This is a genomic window from Sulfolobales archaeon (genome assembly GCA_038897115.1).
Classification (GTDB): Archaea; Thermoproteota; Thermoprotei_A; order Sulfolobales; family AG1; genus AG1.
This window is the reverse complement of sequence record JAWAXC010000058.1, coordinates 1-14,014: the sequence shown is the minus strand read 5'-3', so window position 1 is coordinate 14,014 and position 14,014 is coordinate 1. Positions and strand designations below refer to the sequence as shown.

Sequence of the window (14,014 nt, the reverse complement as noted above, 5' to 3'; positions counted from 1 at the left end):
CTTAGAAGTGGTATGGAAGCAGCCTATATCTCGACAGAGGGGAGCATCGTTGTTGAGAGAATGGAGGAGATAGGTGTATTGGATTTCCCAAACCTCGCTATAGGCTTTGCCAACAGCCTATCCCACCTAGCCCAGCTTGTCTCTGAAGCAGTTGCTACAGGCTATAGCTTGGTTGTTATTGATAGTGTGAACTCCCTATATAGATCTAGTGTTGGATTTGTTAAAAGGGCTAACGAGATCTTCCTAGGGATTCTAGCCATGGTTAAGATCGCAGCGTCGCTAGGAAGATGGGTAATAGCTACGGCTCAGGTTAGAGAGGTTGGCGAGGAGATAGAGCCCTCTGGAGCTGATCTCATCAGCTTTTACTGTAGAAATATAGCGAAGATATATAGGGGTGGAGGTGGTAAAAGGATCCTAGAGGCTGGGGGTAGGAGATATATTCTGAGGATCTTAGAGAAAGATGTTATCCTATCTACTACCTAGCATCTCCTCTATAAATTCCTTCAGAGCTACCGCATTGTTATACTTAACAGATCTTGTTGAGAAGAGCAGCGTTATATCCCCCTCCCTCGCTAGCCTTACAAGCTCTTCAAACTCCTTCTTATCCTTTATCTCCTCCCAATATCTCCTCTTAAACTCCTTCCACTTCTGAGGATCATGTGAGAACCACTTTCTCAGCTCATGACTTGGGGCTATCTCCCTCATCCAGAGATCAATCGAAGCCTCATCCCTCTTAACACCTCTAGGCCATAGCCTCTCAACAAGTATCCTCGAGCCATCGCTGGGCTCTGGAGGCTCATAGATCCTCTTAACCTTAATACCCAATCTCTCTGTCACCATATAATAGGGTGTGGAAAACCATTAAATATAGCTAGTTGTTAAAGGGCTAGAGTTAGTTGTAAATATCGATCAATATGAAAGAGTCTCGGCTTGAATGAAATGATAAGCATGTAGATCTTAGGGAATGATGTTCTTCACAGAGAAGTTCGATATAGCTAGTTTGTTAAGGAGATCAGAGATCGTTAGGATGCTTTAATTATTCATTCAATCATTTCAACTGATGATAGTGCTTTCACATACTTTGATGCTATCTCTCTCAACCTCTTATCATCTGTTACCAGCATCAGCTTCTCCTTCATTGCTATATAGATATAGGATGCATCATAGATAGTTAAGCCTTCATTCAGCGATAATTCAAAGATCTCTTTCTCAGACCCCCTTACAGTATGTATCTCTACTACGCTGAAGATCTTTGAAATAATCTCTATGAGCTTCAGACCGGTCTCCCTTTTAATATTTTTAACTAGATATACCTCTTTCCATATAGCATTGAGAGACTCATATAGCGCGAGATCTAGGGTATGTGATCTTGCAAAAACCTTTAGCTCGCCCCGCTTTACTAAATTTATGATCGCGCTTGAGTCCAATAGATACAACCTTATCTCCTCTCCCTATCTTCACGTATTAATCTAACCACTTCTTCATCCGGGATGCTAGCTATTTCGCCTAGTATCTCCTTCAACTTAGCCTCCAGCTCGATTAGAATATGCTTCTTCACCTCCTCCTCTAAAGCCCTTCTTATTATAGGTGCTGGCTTTATCCCGTATCTATCCATAAGCTCCTTCAATTTTCTCGGTATTTTGGCTGAAACAGTTACATAGCTTATTTTCCCACCCAATAGTAATATAGATATATAGGTTTATATAGGGTTTACCATTAGGTGGATATGGATGTTAGTATATGGTAGATCTGCTTTGGTAATTAAGGCTTTTTTCGAAGTGTGGGGGCTAATATGTGAATTAGTATTGGCAAATGACGCATGCTAGAAATTAAATTTAATTGATAAGAATGATATAAAGAGAATATAATATATAGATGCTACGGAAGTCACGATCGATCTTTAGTAGCTAGCTTTCAAGCTTATATGCTTGGTAGCGGTCTATACTTTAGATGGTAGGTTTAAATGGATGTAGCTGGTGTGATCACTATAGCTGTTACTGGGATTATCTTTCTCGCGCTCCCATTCATAGCGTATCTAATTGGGAGGGCTGTATCCCCTCCCATAGACTATCCCACGAAGCTTGAGAGGTTTGAGAGTGGTAATCTCCCTTCTGGGAGGGGTAGGGGTTATTTCTTAATGCAGTACTATCCATATCTACTTCTATTCATAGCTATGGAATCCTATATAGTTCTCGTACTATTCATAGCACTCTCCTCTATCGCTGGTGTTATTGTGAATTCCCTCATATTGATACTCCTCTCCGCCTTGTTCATTATCCCATCTTTTGTTTATGCTCTTAGAAAAGCTGGGGTGATCGATTTATGGAGGGCGGATTAGTCTTCATAGGGGATCTAGATCTAACAACTAGGAAGGTTCTGAGATGGCTTATTGAGAGAAAGCCTATCAAGGATATAGTTGAGTGGGCTAACGCATTCTCGCTATGGCCTGTCCATCTAATGACAAGCTGCTGTGGTGTGGAGCTGGGCGCTGCATACGCCCCTAGATTCGATCTCGAGAGATACGGATCCCTACCCTTTGTCTCACCAAGACAGACTAATCTGATAATTATCGAGGGCACCCTTACAAGGAAGATGGCTAGGGTTGCCAGGATAACATGGGAGCAGATGGCTGATCCAAAGTTCGTCATAGCTATGGGGGCATGCGCCATAGATGGAGGCCTCTTCTGGAATAGCTATAACGTTGTTAGGGCTAATGAGGTTATACCAGTAGATATATATATTCCTGGCTGCCCACCTAGACCCGAGGCCCTTGCAAGGGCTATTCTAATGCTGCAGCAGAGGATAAAGAGTAGGGGGATTACTAGGCATGATCTAGAGCTTATCGAGAAGAACCTCAAGATCGAGAGGGTAGAGCTAGCCAGGGAGTAGGAAGGGAGGATCTATGGCTTCTCAGCAGCCGCAGATACCGCAGCAGAGGCTAGCCCTTGGAAAAGCTCTTGAAGAGCTTGCTGCAAGGCTTTCGGAGCATTTAAAAGGGGTTGCTACAAGGGTTGAGGCTGATAAGAGGAGCATGGTTATCAACATCGAGGTCGATAGATCGAGGATCCTCGAGGCGGCTAAGATACTCAGCAGCCTCGGCTTCGACCATGTGAAATCCCTCACAGGTGTTGACTACCCTGATAAGGGGGTTATAGAGCTCATGGTCCATATAGGATCCTATAGCAGGGGTCTCAGGAGGATCATGGTGATACTTAGATCTAAGCTGGATAGGAAGGATCCGAGGGCTCCTACCCTCACACAAATATGGCCTAGCTCAGAGTTCCAGGAGAGGGAGGCGTGGGAGATGTTTGGAATAGTATTTGAGGGGCATCCAGATCTGAGGAGGCTTTTACTCCCAGAGGAGTTCGAGGGCCTCTGGCCTGGGAGAAAGGACTTCGAGATCCCAACTAGAAAGGCGGGGGAGGTTGAGGAGCCCTGGAAATAATATCTAGGTGGCTAAGATGGTAGCCGGCTCAATAGCTATTGAGGAGATAAGTAAAGAGCTAATACAGAGCAGAGATCTAGGGGTTACGGAGGAAGGTGAGAGGCTAATAGAGCTTCAGATAGGCCCAACACACCCGGGATCTGGGCATATGAGGATTAGAGTATGGGTTGACGGAGATATAATAGTTAGATGTGATCCTGATATAGGTTTTGTATTTAGAACAATTGAGAAGCTAAGTGAGAATAGAATATATATGAAGACGATACCCCTGGTAGAGAGGCCAAGCCTCCTAGATACAACCCCGATGACCATAGGCTATGTAAATGCTATTGAGAAGCTAATGGGTATAGAACCGCCTCCGAGGGCTAAGTATCTGAGGACAATACTAGCTGAGATCACCAGGATAGCTAGCCATCTATATGGAATAGGAATCCTAGCCATATTCCTGGGACACTCAACAGGCTTTATGTGGGGCTTCGGAGATCGAGAGCTCTTTGTAGAGCTCGCTAACCAGCTGAGCGGGGCTAGGATAACATATGCATATGTTATTCCAGGAGGAGTTAGAAGGGATATGCCACAGAGCTTCCCAGATAATGTTGAGAAGGCCCTCAGATATATGGAGAGGAGGCTGAAGGACTGGTATAAGATCTTCCTAAACAATCCAGTTATAGAGGATAGGCTGAGAGAGGTGGGTATTCTAAGAAAGAACGATGCAGTTAAACTTGGGATCACAGGTCCTAATCTAAGAGCATCTGGTGTGGATTTCGATGTAAGGGTTGCAGATCCCTATGAAGCATATGACGAACTCGAATTCATGGTGCCCGTAGCTGAGGAGGGGGATGCATATGCCAGGACCCTCGTAAGATTCGAGGAGATAAAGCAGAGTATAAATATAATAAGGGATGCCCTTAGAAAGATGCCTAGCGGCGATATAATTCATCCCCAGATCGCTAGGATGTTCAACCCGCTGATGAAGAAGATATATGAGGAGACGAGGAGAGTTAAATTCCCAGGGATCTTCGCTAGTCTAAAGCCGCCCAAGGGAGAGGCTACTGCTAGGGTTGAGGCTGGGAGGGGTGAGGCTCTCTTCCATATAGTGAGCGATGGATCTCCTAGACCATATAGATTTAGATGGACAACGCCATCCTATAGAAATGTCATCTTATTTAAATATCTGATCCCAGGTCATAGGCTTGCAGATCTACCAGCTATATATGGTTCTCTAGATTACTTCCCACCAGAGGCTGATAGATAATGCTCCCCCTTATAATGCTTTTGAAGGAGATCCTCGGCTATAACGATACCATATATAGAACAGTTGTGGGGCTAGGATATATGATAGTATATCCAGGACTGCTGCTAGTGGTAGTTATAGCAGCCCTAATGCTATGGGCTGAGAGGAAGATAGCAGCCCTGGTACAGCTTAGATATGGACCCCTATGGGTTTCTAGGAGGATAGGGGGTGCTCTCCAGGGCTTTGCAGATCTGATAAGGTTTTCCTTCCAAGAGGTTATAATACCTAGGAGGAGCGATGTTATCCCATTTCTACTATCTCCAGGGCTAGCCATATTATTCTCGATGCTCCCAATAGCCTTTATCCCCATATCACCATCGATCCATCCGCCTGTGTATAGCGATCTAGCATTGCTCGTGGTCATAGCTATAATATCTCTAGCACCTATATTCATAGTTATAATGGGGTGGGCCTCGGATAATAAGTTCGCCTTCGTAGGCTCTCTTAGAGAGGCTCTTCTAATAGTCTCTTACGAGATACCTCTGATAATATCAATCATATCTATGGCTGTGATCTATGGTAGCCTCGACTTCTACGAGATCGTTGAGAGGCAATACATGCTCCCAGGCATGATCCTAAACCCCTTTGCCTTCATAGCATCATTCATAGCAGTGCTTAGAACAACATCTAGATTCCCATTCGAGATCTCCGAGGCAGAGACAGAGGTTGTGGCAGGACCCTATACAGAGTATAGCGGTCTCATGTTCGGCCTCTCCATGGGCCTTGCATATATAAAGCTCTACGTATATACATTGATACTCTCCCTAGTATTTCTAGGAGGCTGGCTACCCCTTCAAGGGGGTGAGGGCTTTCTCCTAGGCTTTCTAGCCCCAAGCCTGGTTGTTATTCTAAAGCTCTCCATACTAAGCCTTGTGGCTGTGTTTCTAAGGGCTATCTATGGGAGGTATAGGCTTGACCAGGCTATCAGGCTTGGCTGGATATATGTTTTCGGCCTCTCCATTGTTTCCCTAATATGGTCATTAGCTCTCGTCTATGGGGGGTGGGTTAGATGGGGCTAGAGGGTGGAGGTTTAGCACAGGATCTAGGATCTATTGTTGAGAAGGTAGCACCTGAGAAGAATAGATATTACAAGGTTGAAATCCCCAGGCTGGGGCCGGCTGTGCTGAGGAATCTAGAGGCTCTAGCCACTGGTGCTAAATATGTTGTGAGGCCTATTAGAATCACTATTGACTATCCAAGACAGGTTCTTGAGCAGCCCCCCTGGTATAGGGGGATGTTCAGGCTTCTCGAGGATGTCTGTATAGGGTGCTCTCTATGCGATATAATATGTCCATCAGATGCTATTAGAATGGTTTTGAACCCGCAGAAGAAAAAGAAGCCTGTGATCAACTGGGGGAGATGTATATTCTGCTACTACTGCGTCGATATATGCCCTGTAGAGGCTTTTGACACAACTACAATACATGATATGGCTTATGAGAGGTATGAGGATATGCTAACAAATCTCGAAGAGTTTACAAAGGATCCTAGGGAGATGGATCCTAGCAAGGGGGCTATAAGGATGAGGATAAGGTTCGATGAGAAGAGAGGCTTTATATATGAACCTATAAAGAGCGGGTGATGATCTATGGAGATACTGGGGATAGATCTATATACACTTATACCAGCAATCATAGGGCTTCTAGCAATAGCCTTCTCAATATTCGTTATAGCCTCCAGAAACCTAGTATATAGTGCTGCGCACCTCTCACTCCTAGGCCTATCAGTCGCAGCCCTACTAGCCCTCCTGGGATATGCTATTGTAGCGATACTCCACATAATAATCTACGTGGGTGCCGGTGTTCTCTTTATAGTAATGAGTGTTTCAATGATAAGGGAGGTTCAGGAGAGAAGGGTTAACAGGCTTGGAAGCTTCATCGCAGCTGTTATCTCATCCTCACCCCTCTTCTACCTAGCACTATCAACAGAGAATCCACAGCCTATACCTCCTAGCCTAGCTGACTACTCGATTCTAAGTAGATATATCTCCCAAAACTATTGGATCCCAGCTCTACTCGTGTTTCTATCCCTCTCAGTAGCTCTTATGGCAGCGGTTAGCATTACCAGGGGGAGGGGGAGGGGATGAATCTCTTCCTTCTAATAGCCTCTATATTATTCCTCATATCCGTCTACGGGATACTCAGCAGTAGAAACATGGTTAGGATGCTAATATCTATCGAGGTTATGTTCAACTCTATCGTGCTAGCTATACTCTCTATAGGAAATCTACTAGCATCCTCAGGAGGCGTCCAGACAATCCCGATCCTCATATCTATAGTGATCTTCGCAATAGCCCTGGCAGTCTCGGAGATAGTGCTTATATTCTCCATAATGATCGGGGTGGTTAGGTTTAGGATAGCTAGAAACGTCGACACGGAAGAGCTTATAACTAAGGAGAGGTGAGGAATATGTATCTACTCCTAAGCTCGATAGCGGTTCCAGCTATAGCCTCCTTCATATCACTAGCACTATCTAGAAGGGTATCGCCTAGGGCTCATATGATGATCTCCACGATCTCCCTCACATATTCAGCTATAGCTGTTCTAATAGCAGCTATCCTAGGGATCCCATATCTAGATAAACCTATAAGCCTAGGACCTCCTATAGGATATATAGGCTTCATACTAGATCAGTTTAACCTTCCAGTTGTGGTTGGGGTTCTAATAGTATCGATCTTTGTTGCGATATATTCGAAGCCATATATGGAGCATAGATTCCACGAGCTAGGAGGAGGATCATGGGGTGTCTATTATTTAAACTACACATTATTCGCAGCATCGATGCTGGGGGTAGCCCTATCCACTAATATGGTTGAGTTCTACCTCTTCCTAGAGGTGTCGCTGCTAACATCATTTATATTAATAGCATTATATGGGTATGGAGATAGGATAAGGATAGCCTTCCTCTACTTCATATGGACACATGCTGGTGCATTCCTCTTCCTCATAGGATCCTTTATATATGGCCTTTCAATAGGGAGCTTCGACTTCATAGCGGTCAGCGGGGATCGTCTATACCCAGTTGGAGGCTCAGGATCCATAGCGGATCAGGCTCTGAGAAGCATATCCTTCGCCCTTATATTGATAGGGCTTTTGATAAAGCTCCCAGCATTTGGCTTCCACATATGGCTCCCATATGCCCATGCCGAGGCCCCAACACCTGTATCTGCTCTTCTAAGCCCTAACCTAATAGGTTTGGCTGGGCTCGGCATATATAGGATCCTCGTTATCCTCTATCCAGGGCTTATGCAGGCCTATCAATGGCACCTAATAGCATGGGCGCTCATAACAATAATATATGGTGGGGTCTTAGCCCTATATCAGGAGGATTTCAAGAGGCTCCTAGCATATAGCAGCATATCACAGATGGGCTATATGCTCCTAGGTCTAGCAACCATGAGCCCCCCAGGGATAGCTGGGGCTCTGCTCCACTATCTCAGCCACGCACTTGGAAAGGCATCCCTCTTCATGGCTGCTGGAAACATAATAGTTGGTGCTGGGGGTTTGAGGAATATATATAGGATGGGTGGCTTCGCATCTAAGATGCCCTACACAGCTATGTCATCGCTCCTAGGCTTTCTAACAATATCTGGGCTACCACCTACAATCGGGATCATATCTAAGGCCCTTGTGCTGATGGGGCTAGCGGATCTCATATTCAGAGGAGCATCTCTATCCCCAGGCTTGCTGGCTCTAGTGATTATCGCAGCTATATCCGGCTTCGGATTTACAATAGCATATAGCTTCATAACTATGAAAAGAATATTCTTTGGAGGGCTTGGCGAGGCTGGTGAGAAGGCCTCAGAGGCACCGATAGAGGCTGTAGCATCTATCACGGTTATTGCAATGGCATCTGTAGCTATACTTGTCCTGGGATATCTAATCGTGAATCCCTTATCAAGCGCTATAGCCTCTATAATGCCTATTTTACTCAGGTGATCCACATGCCCCTCGCAATAGAATGGCTACCCATAATATGGGCTGCGCCCTTCATAGGTGCTTTTTTGTCGGGGCTTGTCGGGCTTGTGAGTAAGAGGGCATCCGCATATATAGGATCTGCCTCTATAGGTGTGAGCGCTATTCTAACCATACCGGTTATCCTAGCATTCATAGGATCTGGAGATGTGGTTATAAGCCCTAGATATAGCTGGATCCAGCTGCCCCTCCATAATGGGATCTTAGATATAGATCTTGGCGTCTACCTCGACGGGATCTCGTTAGCATTAACAGCAATGGTTGCCTGGGTATCATTCCTGATAGGTGTTTATAGCCTAAGCTATATGAAGGGCGATTATGGTGAGCATAGATACTGGGTTTTCTTCACATTCTTCGTAGGATCTATGCTCCTCCTGGTAATGACAGATAACCTCATAATGTTGCTAATAGGCTGGGAAGGAACCTCACTAGCATCCTACGCCCTTATAAGCCACTGGTATAGGGATGATGAGCATGCATGGGTAGGCGATCCAGGTAGGAAAGCCCTTGGAAGACCAATGTGGTTCACACCAAGCCATGCAGGTGTTAGGGCGATAGTTATGACAGGGGTTCCAGATATAGGCTTTATACTGGGTCTAACATCGATCATGTTATTCACTAGTACAGCATATATACCAGATCTATATAGGGGTTTAGCCCCGATGATGGGTGATCTAGCTGCTAGGGGGATCCTAGCTGGATTTCTATTCATGTTCACATTAGGGGCTCTTGCTAAGAGCGCTCAATTCCCTCTCCACGAATGGCTTGTAACAGCTATGACAGGTCCTGCAAGCGTTTCTGCGTTGATCCACGCTGCTACAATGGTTAAGGCTGGTGTGTATTTTATGCTGAGATTCGTCCCCATATTCATCTCAGCATCGAGCATAGCTGGAGATCTAGCTATATCCCAGGTGAGGGATTACCTAGCAATCGTTGGTGGGATAGGTGTTTTCACAGCATTTATGATGGCCACCATGGCCCTCGTTGCTAGGGAGTTGAAGCTGATACTCGCATTCTCCACAGCATCCCAGATAGGATATATGTTCATGGCGGCTTCCTATGCTGGTATGATGCATGAGCCAGGCTTGGGGATAGTTGCTGGCCTATCGCATCTACTAAGCCATGCAGTGTTCAAAGCATCCTTATTCCTTGGAGCAGGGATTCTAATCCATAGTCTGGGAAGCAGATATATAGATCACATGGCTGGTAGGGCTTCAAAGCTAAGGGTAACCATGATATCAATGATCCTTGCATCGCTTGGTTTAGCCGCGATCCCACCCTTCTCAGGATTCTGGAGCAAGGATCTCGCGATAGATGCTGCTATAGAATCTGGATATATATCCTCTGCGGTACTGGCTATCATAACCTCTCTGCTAACAGCTATATATACCCTTAGGATGATCTCGATACTATATATTGTATCCCCAAGGGATATGCATGGGGGGAAAGCGGTGGAAGGTGTTCATGGAGATCATGGTGAGGATCCCGTTGCATATATACCCTACCTCCTACTAGCAATAGCAACCCCTGTCATGGGTATCCTGTGGGGCCAGGCTATCAATAGCTTCTCAATAGCCTCTCTCAGAGGGACGGGCCTTGAGATCCCCGAGATCAGCTATAGACCGGATCTCCTGGGTATATCTGCTGCGATAGCTATAGCTGGCTCCCTTCTAGCTATAGGGCTATATAGGAGGTTTGGGCTGGATATACTTGCAGCTATGCGTGGCAATCCAATAGCTGTTGCTATAAATAGGTTTCTATATGATAGATGGTATATAAACTCGATCATCTACGCTATATTTGTAGATGGGGGTGCTAAGACTGTGAGATCTGTGGGGAGATATTTCGAGGGGGGTGTGATTGATAGGATTTACCATGCAGTGATTCCTAAGGGCTTCAGCATATTCAGTAGAATCCTCAGGTCGTACCAGCCAGGGGTTATAAATAGCTATCTAATTGTTATGGTGCTCGGAGCTATATTCCTAATCCTCCTCCAGCTTTGGAGGTGATGCCAATGCCCCTATTACCTGTTGATCAGCTCTTCCTCCTCTTCCCAATCCTGGCAGGCTTCTCCCTATCTATGCCCCTGGCAGAGCTCCTCGGTATAGGGGGTAGAGGATCTAAATATATGGCTATCTCAGCTATATTGATATCCCTCGCAATACTTCTTATAAGCCCTCCACAGCCTAGCATTAGCCCAGGATCTATCTCGGGTTTCATTGTGAACATGGATAGCATTGCATACCCCATAGCAATAGCTATTCTAATAGGGGCTCTCATAGGTGTCATAACGATTCCTCTAGATGCTACAGATAGCATACATATATATCTAGCAATGATCCTAATGGGGGTTTTAGCATCTATTATGCTGGCTATGGCAAGAGACCCAGTTGCAGCTATAGCCTCGTGGACGCTCCTCTCGATAACCACCTTCGCCACAATAGCTCTTGCTAGGGATAGAGAGTCTCTAGAGGCATCTGTGAGATACGCTATAGTAGGGGGATTGGCTTCACAGCTGCTCATCCTTGGAATAGCCTTCTCCTCCCCATATATGGTTCTCGGAAGCGCCTTCGGAGATATGATTCCAGGTGTGTCGATTGCGATAGGATTTATAGCGATTGCCTTTATATCGATAGCGATAGGCTTCAAGCTAGGAGCTGTGCCATCACACTCATGGGTTCCAGATGTATATGGTGTTGCATCCCCATATGTTGTGGCTGTGATCTCGGGATCTCTAAAGCTAGGCGCCCTAGCACTAGCCATATGGGTTCTAAAGCTGCTCGGCCCTATAGCATCGAACGCCTTCCCCGTGCTGGCTTTCATGTCATTTGCGAGCATGGTTATAGGTAGTATAACACCTCTGACACAGACGAATGCCCAGAGGATCCTTGCATATAGCTCGATAGCCCATATGGGGTTCCTATTCATAGGATTAGCAGTTATCTCGCTATCCCAGAATAGCCAGGAGGTCTTTAGACTAGCCATGCTGGGGGTTGCATTCCATACCATTGCATACTCGCTTGGGAAATCCGGTGTTTTCGCTGCTCTAAACTATATAAAGAGGATCAGGGGAACCCTAGATCTCAGCGGGATAAGGGGTGTTGCTAGAGCGGATCCCAAGCTATCCTTCTCACTAACACTACATATACTCAACCTAATAGGCGTCCCACCCCTGCCAGGGTTCTGGGGGAAGCTCTTTCTCTTCCTAGCAGCTGCCCAGAATATTGGAGGGCTATATATAGGTTCGATCCCATGGCTGGCTGTTGTTGGGATTGCTGCAAGCGTTATATCTGTATACTACTATCTAAACATACTAAGACCGTCTATCATGTTATTAGATTCTGGATCAGAGGTTAGCGGTGGAGGCTTAGAAGGGAAGGGAGATCCGGATCTCTGGGCTTCATATGTGGCAGCGATCCTAACAATCATACTTGGGATCTTCATCTATATATTCTCACAATTCATATACTAGCGGGTATTGATTAACCGCTGACCCCCTCTAAAAGGGTTAGGCTTTCAGTTGTAAAGAGGAGAGGCGGATATATAGGGATAACCGCTTATTAGCTCTATAGCCCCATATTATATTAAGTGGCTTGCAATGCCACCTCCAATCTATATGCCAAGGGATCTCGAGACAATCCTTATTAGCGTTAGAAAGGCTGTTAGAGATTACTTTGGAAGAGATCCCGGTGAGGCTGAGGCTGTCTTTGTAAGGACTAGGAGGGATGTGCTGGGATATGTTGAGTTTGGATCAAGGGTTATTAAAATCAATGCCGAAGCTTATAGAAGATACCTAGAGATCGAGGGTCCAGATGCCTCCACAGAATATCTCTTCGTAGTTATACTGCATGAGTATCTACATATCATGGGTATATATGATGAGAGGGAGGTTAGAAGGATCTCTATGGAGATCGTTGAAAGGGTCTTTGGCAAGCATAGCAGGGCTATGAAGATAGCTGAAAGCCTAGCAGATCCTAGGGATATATTTATAAAGAGAATTGGGAGGCCTCTCTCCCCATATATATAGGGAGGCCGCCCATATGGATCCTAGATGGCCGTTAGATCATATACACCTTGTTGTCAGAGATCTCGACATCTCTCTCCAATTTTATAGAGATATCCTAGGGTTTGAGGCCAAAGATCTCGGGGATGGTGTGTGTTTATCACCCCCTATGGGCGGTAGATGTATAATATATCTAGATCATGGTGCTCTGTTTGCTGATAAAGAGAACTATATATATCACCTAGCAATTCTAGTACCCAGTAGAGCGGTGCTAGGCTCTATACTCGAGAAGATCTTGAAGATCTGGGATAGGATAGAGGGCTACGCAGATCATCTGGTCTCTGAAGCATTATATCTGAGAGATCCTGATAACATAGGTGTAGAGATATATAGCGATAGAGATAGAAAGGCGTGGGTGAGGGATGAAAAGGGCTTTATAGCTATGGATACCCTTCCACTAGATATCGAGGATCTCATAATCCATGGAAGAAGATCTGGGGTTGAGCCACGAGTAACTCAAGACACGATAGTGGGGCACATACATCTAAGGGGATCAAGCCCCGAGGCTGCAGGAAGATTCTATACAGAGGTACTTGGAATGAGGATAACAGGTATATGGTTTGGAGCACGATTCCTAGCATATGAAGACTACCACCACCATGTTGCAGTAAACAACTGGCCTATACCAAGGCCGATAGAGGGTTCGGGGCTTAGAAGCTTCGCCCTAAGGAGAAAAGGTCTTTTAGAGAGAGTCGCATTAAAAGGAGTTCCGAGAGAGGCTGCTGAGCTAGTATGTGGGGCTTCAACTGTTATAAGAGATCCAAATGGGTTTTTAGTAGAGATCATGGAGTAGGTTTTTAAACATATTTAGCCTTGCCCTCTAGCAGAGAACCTTCTATCAGGGTCTTTTGCTTCTGAAACATTAGCCGTAGTTTGGAATAAATATGGTTTAGCAATATATCTCTGGTGGGTTTTTTGAGCCGAGGTGGAGATCTATATGTTTATCTCATATCCTTGGCCTCTCTCATAGAGCTTCTCATGCTGAGCTTTGTAGGTGGCCTTGTAAGTGGTCTTGGACAGGGCTTCGATCTGGGGATTGATTGGCCATCAGAACCGGTTAGGCTTATAAGAACCTTTCTCCAGGGTAGTCTAGAGCCTCTCCACAGGATCTTAACAGTAGTTGCTGCACCCCTTCTCATAGCTTTGACAATAGCTATTGCGAGGGTTAGGAATATATATAGGGGGGCTATCTACATATCTATCGCATCTATAGCCCTACTAGCTTTAACAGCCCTTAC

Annotated in this window: 18 protein-coding genes; 15 read left to right on the top strand and 3 right to left on the bottom strand. The window is 45.4% G+C overall.

What is annotated here, in order from left to right; genetic code table 11:
* A partial coding sequence (locus QXE01_08200) for a hypothetical protein (GenBank protein MEM4971216.1) occupies positions 1–483 on the top strand: 483 nt, incomplete at its 5' end.
* On the opposite strand, the gene QXE01_08195 is transcribed toward QXE01_08200, so the two are convergent.
* The 3 genes from QXE01_08195 to QXE01_08185 form a co-directional block, all read right to left on the bottom strand.
* Positions 469–840, bottom strand: a complete 372-nt coding sequence (locus QXE01_08195) for a DUF488 domain-containing protein (GenBank protein MEM4971215.1) — start codon at positions 838–840, stop codon at positions 469–471. The genes QXE01_08200 and QXE01_08195 overlap by 15 nt on opposite strands.
* Before the next feature lie 200 nt (positions 841–1,040).
* Positions 1,041–1,436: a type II toxin-antitoxin system VapC family toxin gene (locus QXE01_08190; GenBank protein MEM4971214.1), complete on the bottom strand. Its 396-nt coding sequence runs from the start codon at positions 1,434–1,436 to the stop codon at positions 1,041–1,043.
* A gap of 2 nt (positions 1,437–1,438) precedes the next feature.
* Entirely contained in the window at positions 1,439–1,615 is a 177-nt protein-coding gene (locus tag QXE01_08185; GenBank protein MEM4971213.1) for a hypothetical protein, read from the bottom strand.
* Positions 1,616–1,963: 348 nt separating this feature from the next.
* Between QXE01_08185 and ndhC the strand changes: the two genes are divergently transcribed.
* The 14 genes from ndhC to QXE01_08115 all read left to right on the top strand — a co-directional run.
* Entirely contained in the window at positions 1,964–2,338 is a 375-nt protein-coding gene (gene ndhC / locus QXE01_08180; protein ID MEM4971212.1) for an NADH-quinone oxidoreductase subunit A, read from the top strand.
* Positions 2,323–2,889 (top strand): NADH-quinone oxidoreductase subunit NuoB, encoded by a 567-nt coding sequence (gene nuoB, locus QXE01_08175; GenBank protein ID MEM4971211.1) that lies wholly within the window; start codon positions 2,323–2,325, stop codon positions 2,887–2,889. The genes ndhC and nuoB overlap by 16 nt, the downstream gene beginning before the upstream one ends.
* Before the next feature lie 13 nt (positions 2,890–2,902).
* A complete protein-coding gene (locus QXE01_08170; protein ID MEM4971210.1) occupies positions 2,903–3,445 on the top strand; it encodes an NADH-quinone oxidoreductase subunit C in 543 nt (180 codons plus the stop codon).
* Positions 3,446–3,461: 16 nt separating this feature from the next.
* Entirely contained in the window at positions 3,462–4,700 is a 1,239-nt protein-coding gene (locus QXE01_08165; protein MEM4971209.1) for an NADH-quinone oxidoreductase subunit D, read from the top strand.
* A complete protein-coding gene (gene nuoH / locus QXE01_08160; protein MEM4971208.1) occupies positions 4,700–5,758 on the top strand; it encodes an NADH-quinone oxidoreductase subunit NuoH in 1,059 nt (352 codons plus the stop codon). Before QXE01_08165 ends, nuoH begins: the two co-directional genes overlap by 1 nt.
* Positions 5,749–6,321 carry an NADH-quinone oxidoreductase subunit I gene (locus QXE01_08155; GenBank protein MEM4971207.1) on the top strand — a complete coding sequence of 191 codons (573 nt, stop codon included), beginning with the start codon at positions 5,749–5,751 and terminating at the stop codon, positions 6,319–6,321. The genes nuoH and QXE01_08155 overlap by 10 nt, the downstream gene beginning before the upstream one ends.
* Before the next feature lie 6 nt (positions 6,322–6,327).
* Positions 6,328–6,825, top strand: a complete 498-nt coding sequence (locus QXE01_08150; GenBank protein MEM4971206.1) for an NADH-quinone oxidoreductase subunit J — start codon at positions 6,328–6,330, stop codon at positions 6,823–6,825.
* Complete coding sequence (locus QXE01_08145) at positions 6,822–7,142, top strand: NADH-quinone oxidoreductase subunit K (GenBank protein ID MEM4971205.1); 321 nt, start codon at positions 6,822–6,824, stop codon at positions 7,140–7,142. Before QXE01_08150 ends, QXE01_08145 begins: the two co-directional genes overlap by 4 nt.
* 5 nt (positions 7,143–7,147) lie before the next feature.
* Positions 7,148–8,677 (top strand): complex I subunit 5 family protein, encoded by a 1,530-nt coding sequence (locus QXE01_08140; protein MEM4971204.1) that lies wholly within the window; start codon positions 7,148–7,150, stop codon positions 8,675–8,677.
* Between the two features lie 5 nt (positions 8,678–8,682).
* Positions 8,683–10,722, top strand: a complete 2,040-nt coding sequence (locus tag QXE01_08135; GenBank protein MEM4971203.1) for an NADH-quinone oxidoreductase subunit L — start codon at positions 8,683–8,685, stop codon at positions 10,720–10,722.
* Between the two features lie 5 nt (positions 10,723–10,727).
* Positions 10,728–12,185: a proton-conducting transporter membrane subunit gene (locus QXE01_08130; protein ID MEM4971202.1), complete on the top strand. Its 1,458-nt coding sequence runs from the start codon at positions 10,728–10,730 to the stop codon at positions 12,183–12,185.
* Positions 12,186–12,311: 126 nt separating this feature from the next.
* Positions 12,312–12,740: a hypothetical protein gene (locus tag QXE01_08125; protein ID MEM4971201.1), complete on the top strand. Its 429-nt coding sequence runs from the start codon at positions 12,312–12,314 to the stop codon at positions 12,738–12,740.
* Between the two features lie 13 nt (positions 12,741–12,753).
* Positions 12,754–13,569, top strand: a complete 816-nt coding sequence (locus QXE01_08120) for a VOC family protein (protein MEM4971200.1) — start codon at positions 12,754–12,756, stop codon at positions 13,567–13,569.
* Positions 13,570–13,691: 122 nt separating this feature from the next.
* Positions 13,692–14,014, top strand: a 323-nt coding sequence (locus QXE01_08115) for a hypothetical protein (GenBank protein MEM4971199.1), incomplete at its 3' end; no start/stop codon positions are given.

Coding starts and splice junctions, on each gene's coding strand:
- ndhC (MEM4971212.1), top strand. CDS start 1,964: ATGGATGTAGCTGGTGTGATCACTATAGCTGTTACTGGGATTATCTTT.
- QXE01_08140 (MEM4971204.1), top strand. CDS start 7,148: ATGTATCTACTCCTAAGCTCGATAGCGGTTCCAGCTATAGCCTCCTTC.
- nuoB (MEM4971211.1), top strand. CDS start 2,323: ATGGAGGGCGGATTAGTCTTCATAGGGGATCTAGATCTAACAACTAGG.
- QXE01_08185 (MEM4971213.1), bottom strand. CDS start 1,615: ATGGATAGATACGGGATAAAGCCAGCACCTATAATAAGAAGGGCTTTA.
- QXE01_08150 (MEM4971206.1), top strand. CDS start 6,328: ATGGAGATACTGGGGATAGATCTATATACACTTATACCAGCAATCATA.
- QXE01_08125 (MEM4971201.1), top strand. CDS start 12,312: ATGCCACCTCCAATCTATATGCCAAGGGATCTCGAGACAATCCTTATT.
- QXE01_08165 (MEM4971209.1), top strand. CDS start 3,462: ATGGTAGCCGGCTCAATAGCTATTGAGGAGATAAGTAAAGAGCTAATA.
- QXE01_08195 (MEM4971215.1), bottom strand. CDS start 840: ATGGTGACAGAGAGATTGGGTATTAAGGTTAAGAGGATCTATGAGCCT.
- QXE01_08170 (MEM4971210.1), top strand. CDS start 2,903: ATGGCTTCTCAGCAGCCGCAGATACCGCAGCAGAGGCTAGCCCTTGGA.
- QXE01_08145 (MEM4971205.1), top strand. CDS start 6,822: ATGAATCTCTTCCTTCTAATAGCCTCTATATTATTCCTCATATCCGTC.
- QXE01_08135 (MEM4971203.1), top strand. CDS start 8,683: ATGCCCCTCGCAATAGAATGGCTACCCATAATATGGGCTGCGCCCTTC.
- nuoH (MEM4971208.1), top strand. CDS start 4,700: ATGCTCCCCCTTATAATGCTTTTGAAGGAGATCCTCGGCTATAACGAT.
- QXE01_08155 (MEM4971207.1), top strand. CDS start 5,749: ATGGGGCTAGAGGGTGGAGGTTTAGCACAGGATCTAGGATCTATTGTT.
- QXE01_08130 (MEM4971202.1), top strand. CDS start 10,728: ATGCCCCTATTACCTGTTGATCAGCTCTTCCTCCTCTTCCCAATCCTG.
- QXE01_08120 (MEM4971200.1), top strand. CDS start 12,754: ATGGATCCTAGATGGCCGTTAGATCATATACACCTTGTTGTCAGAGAT.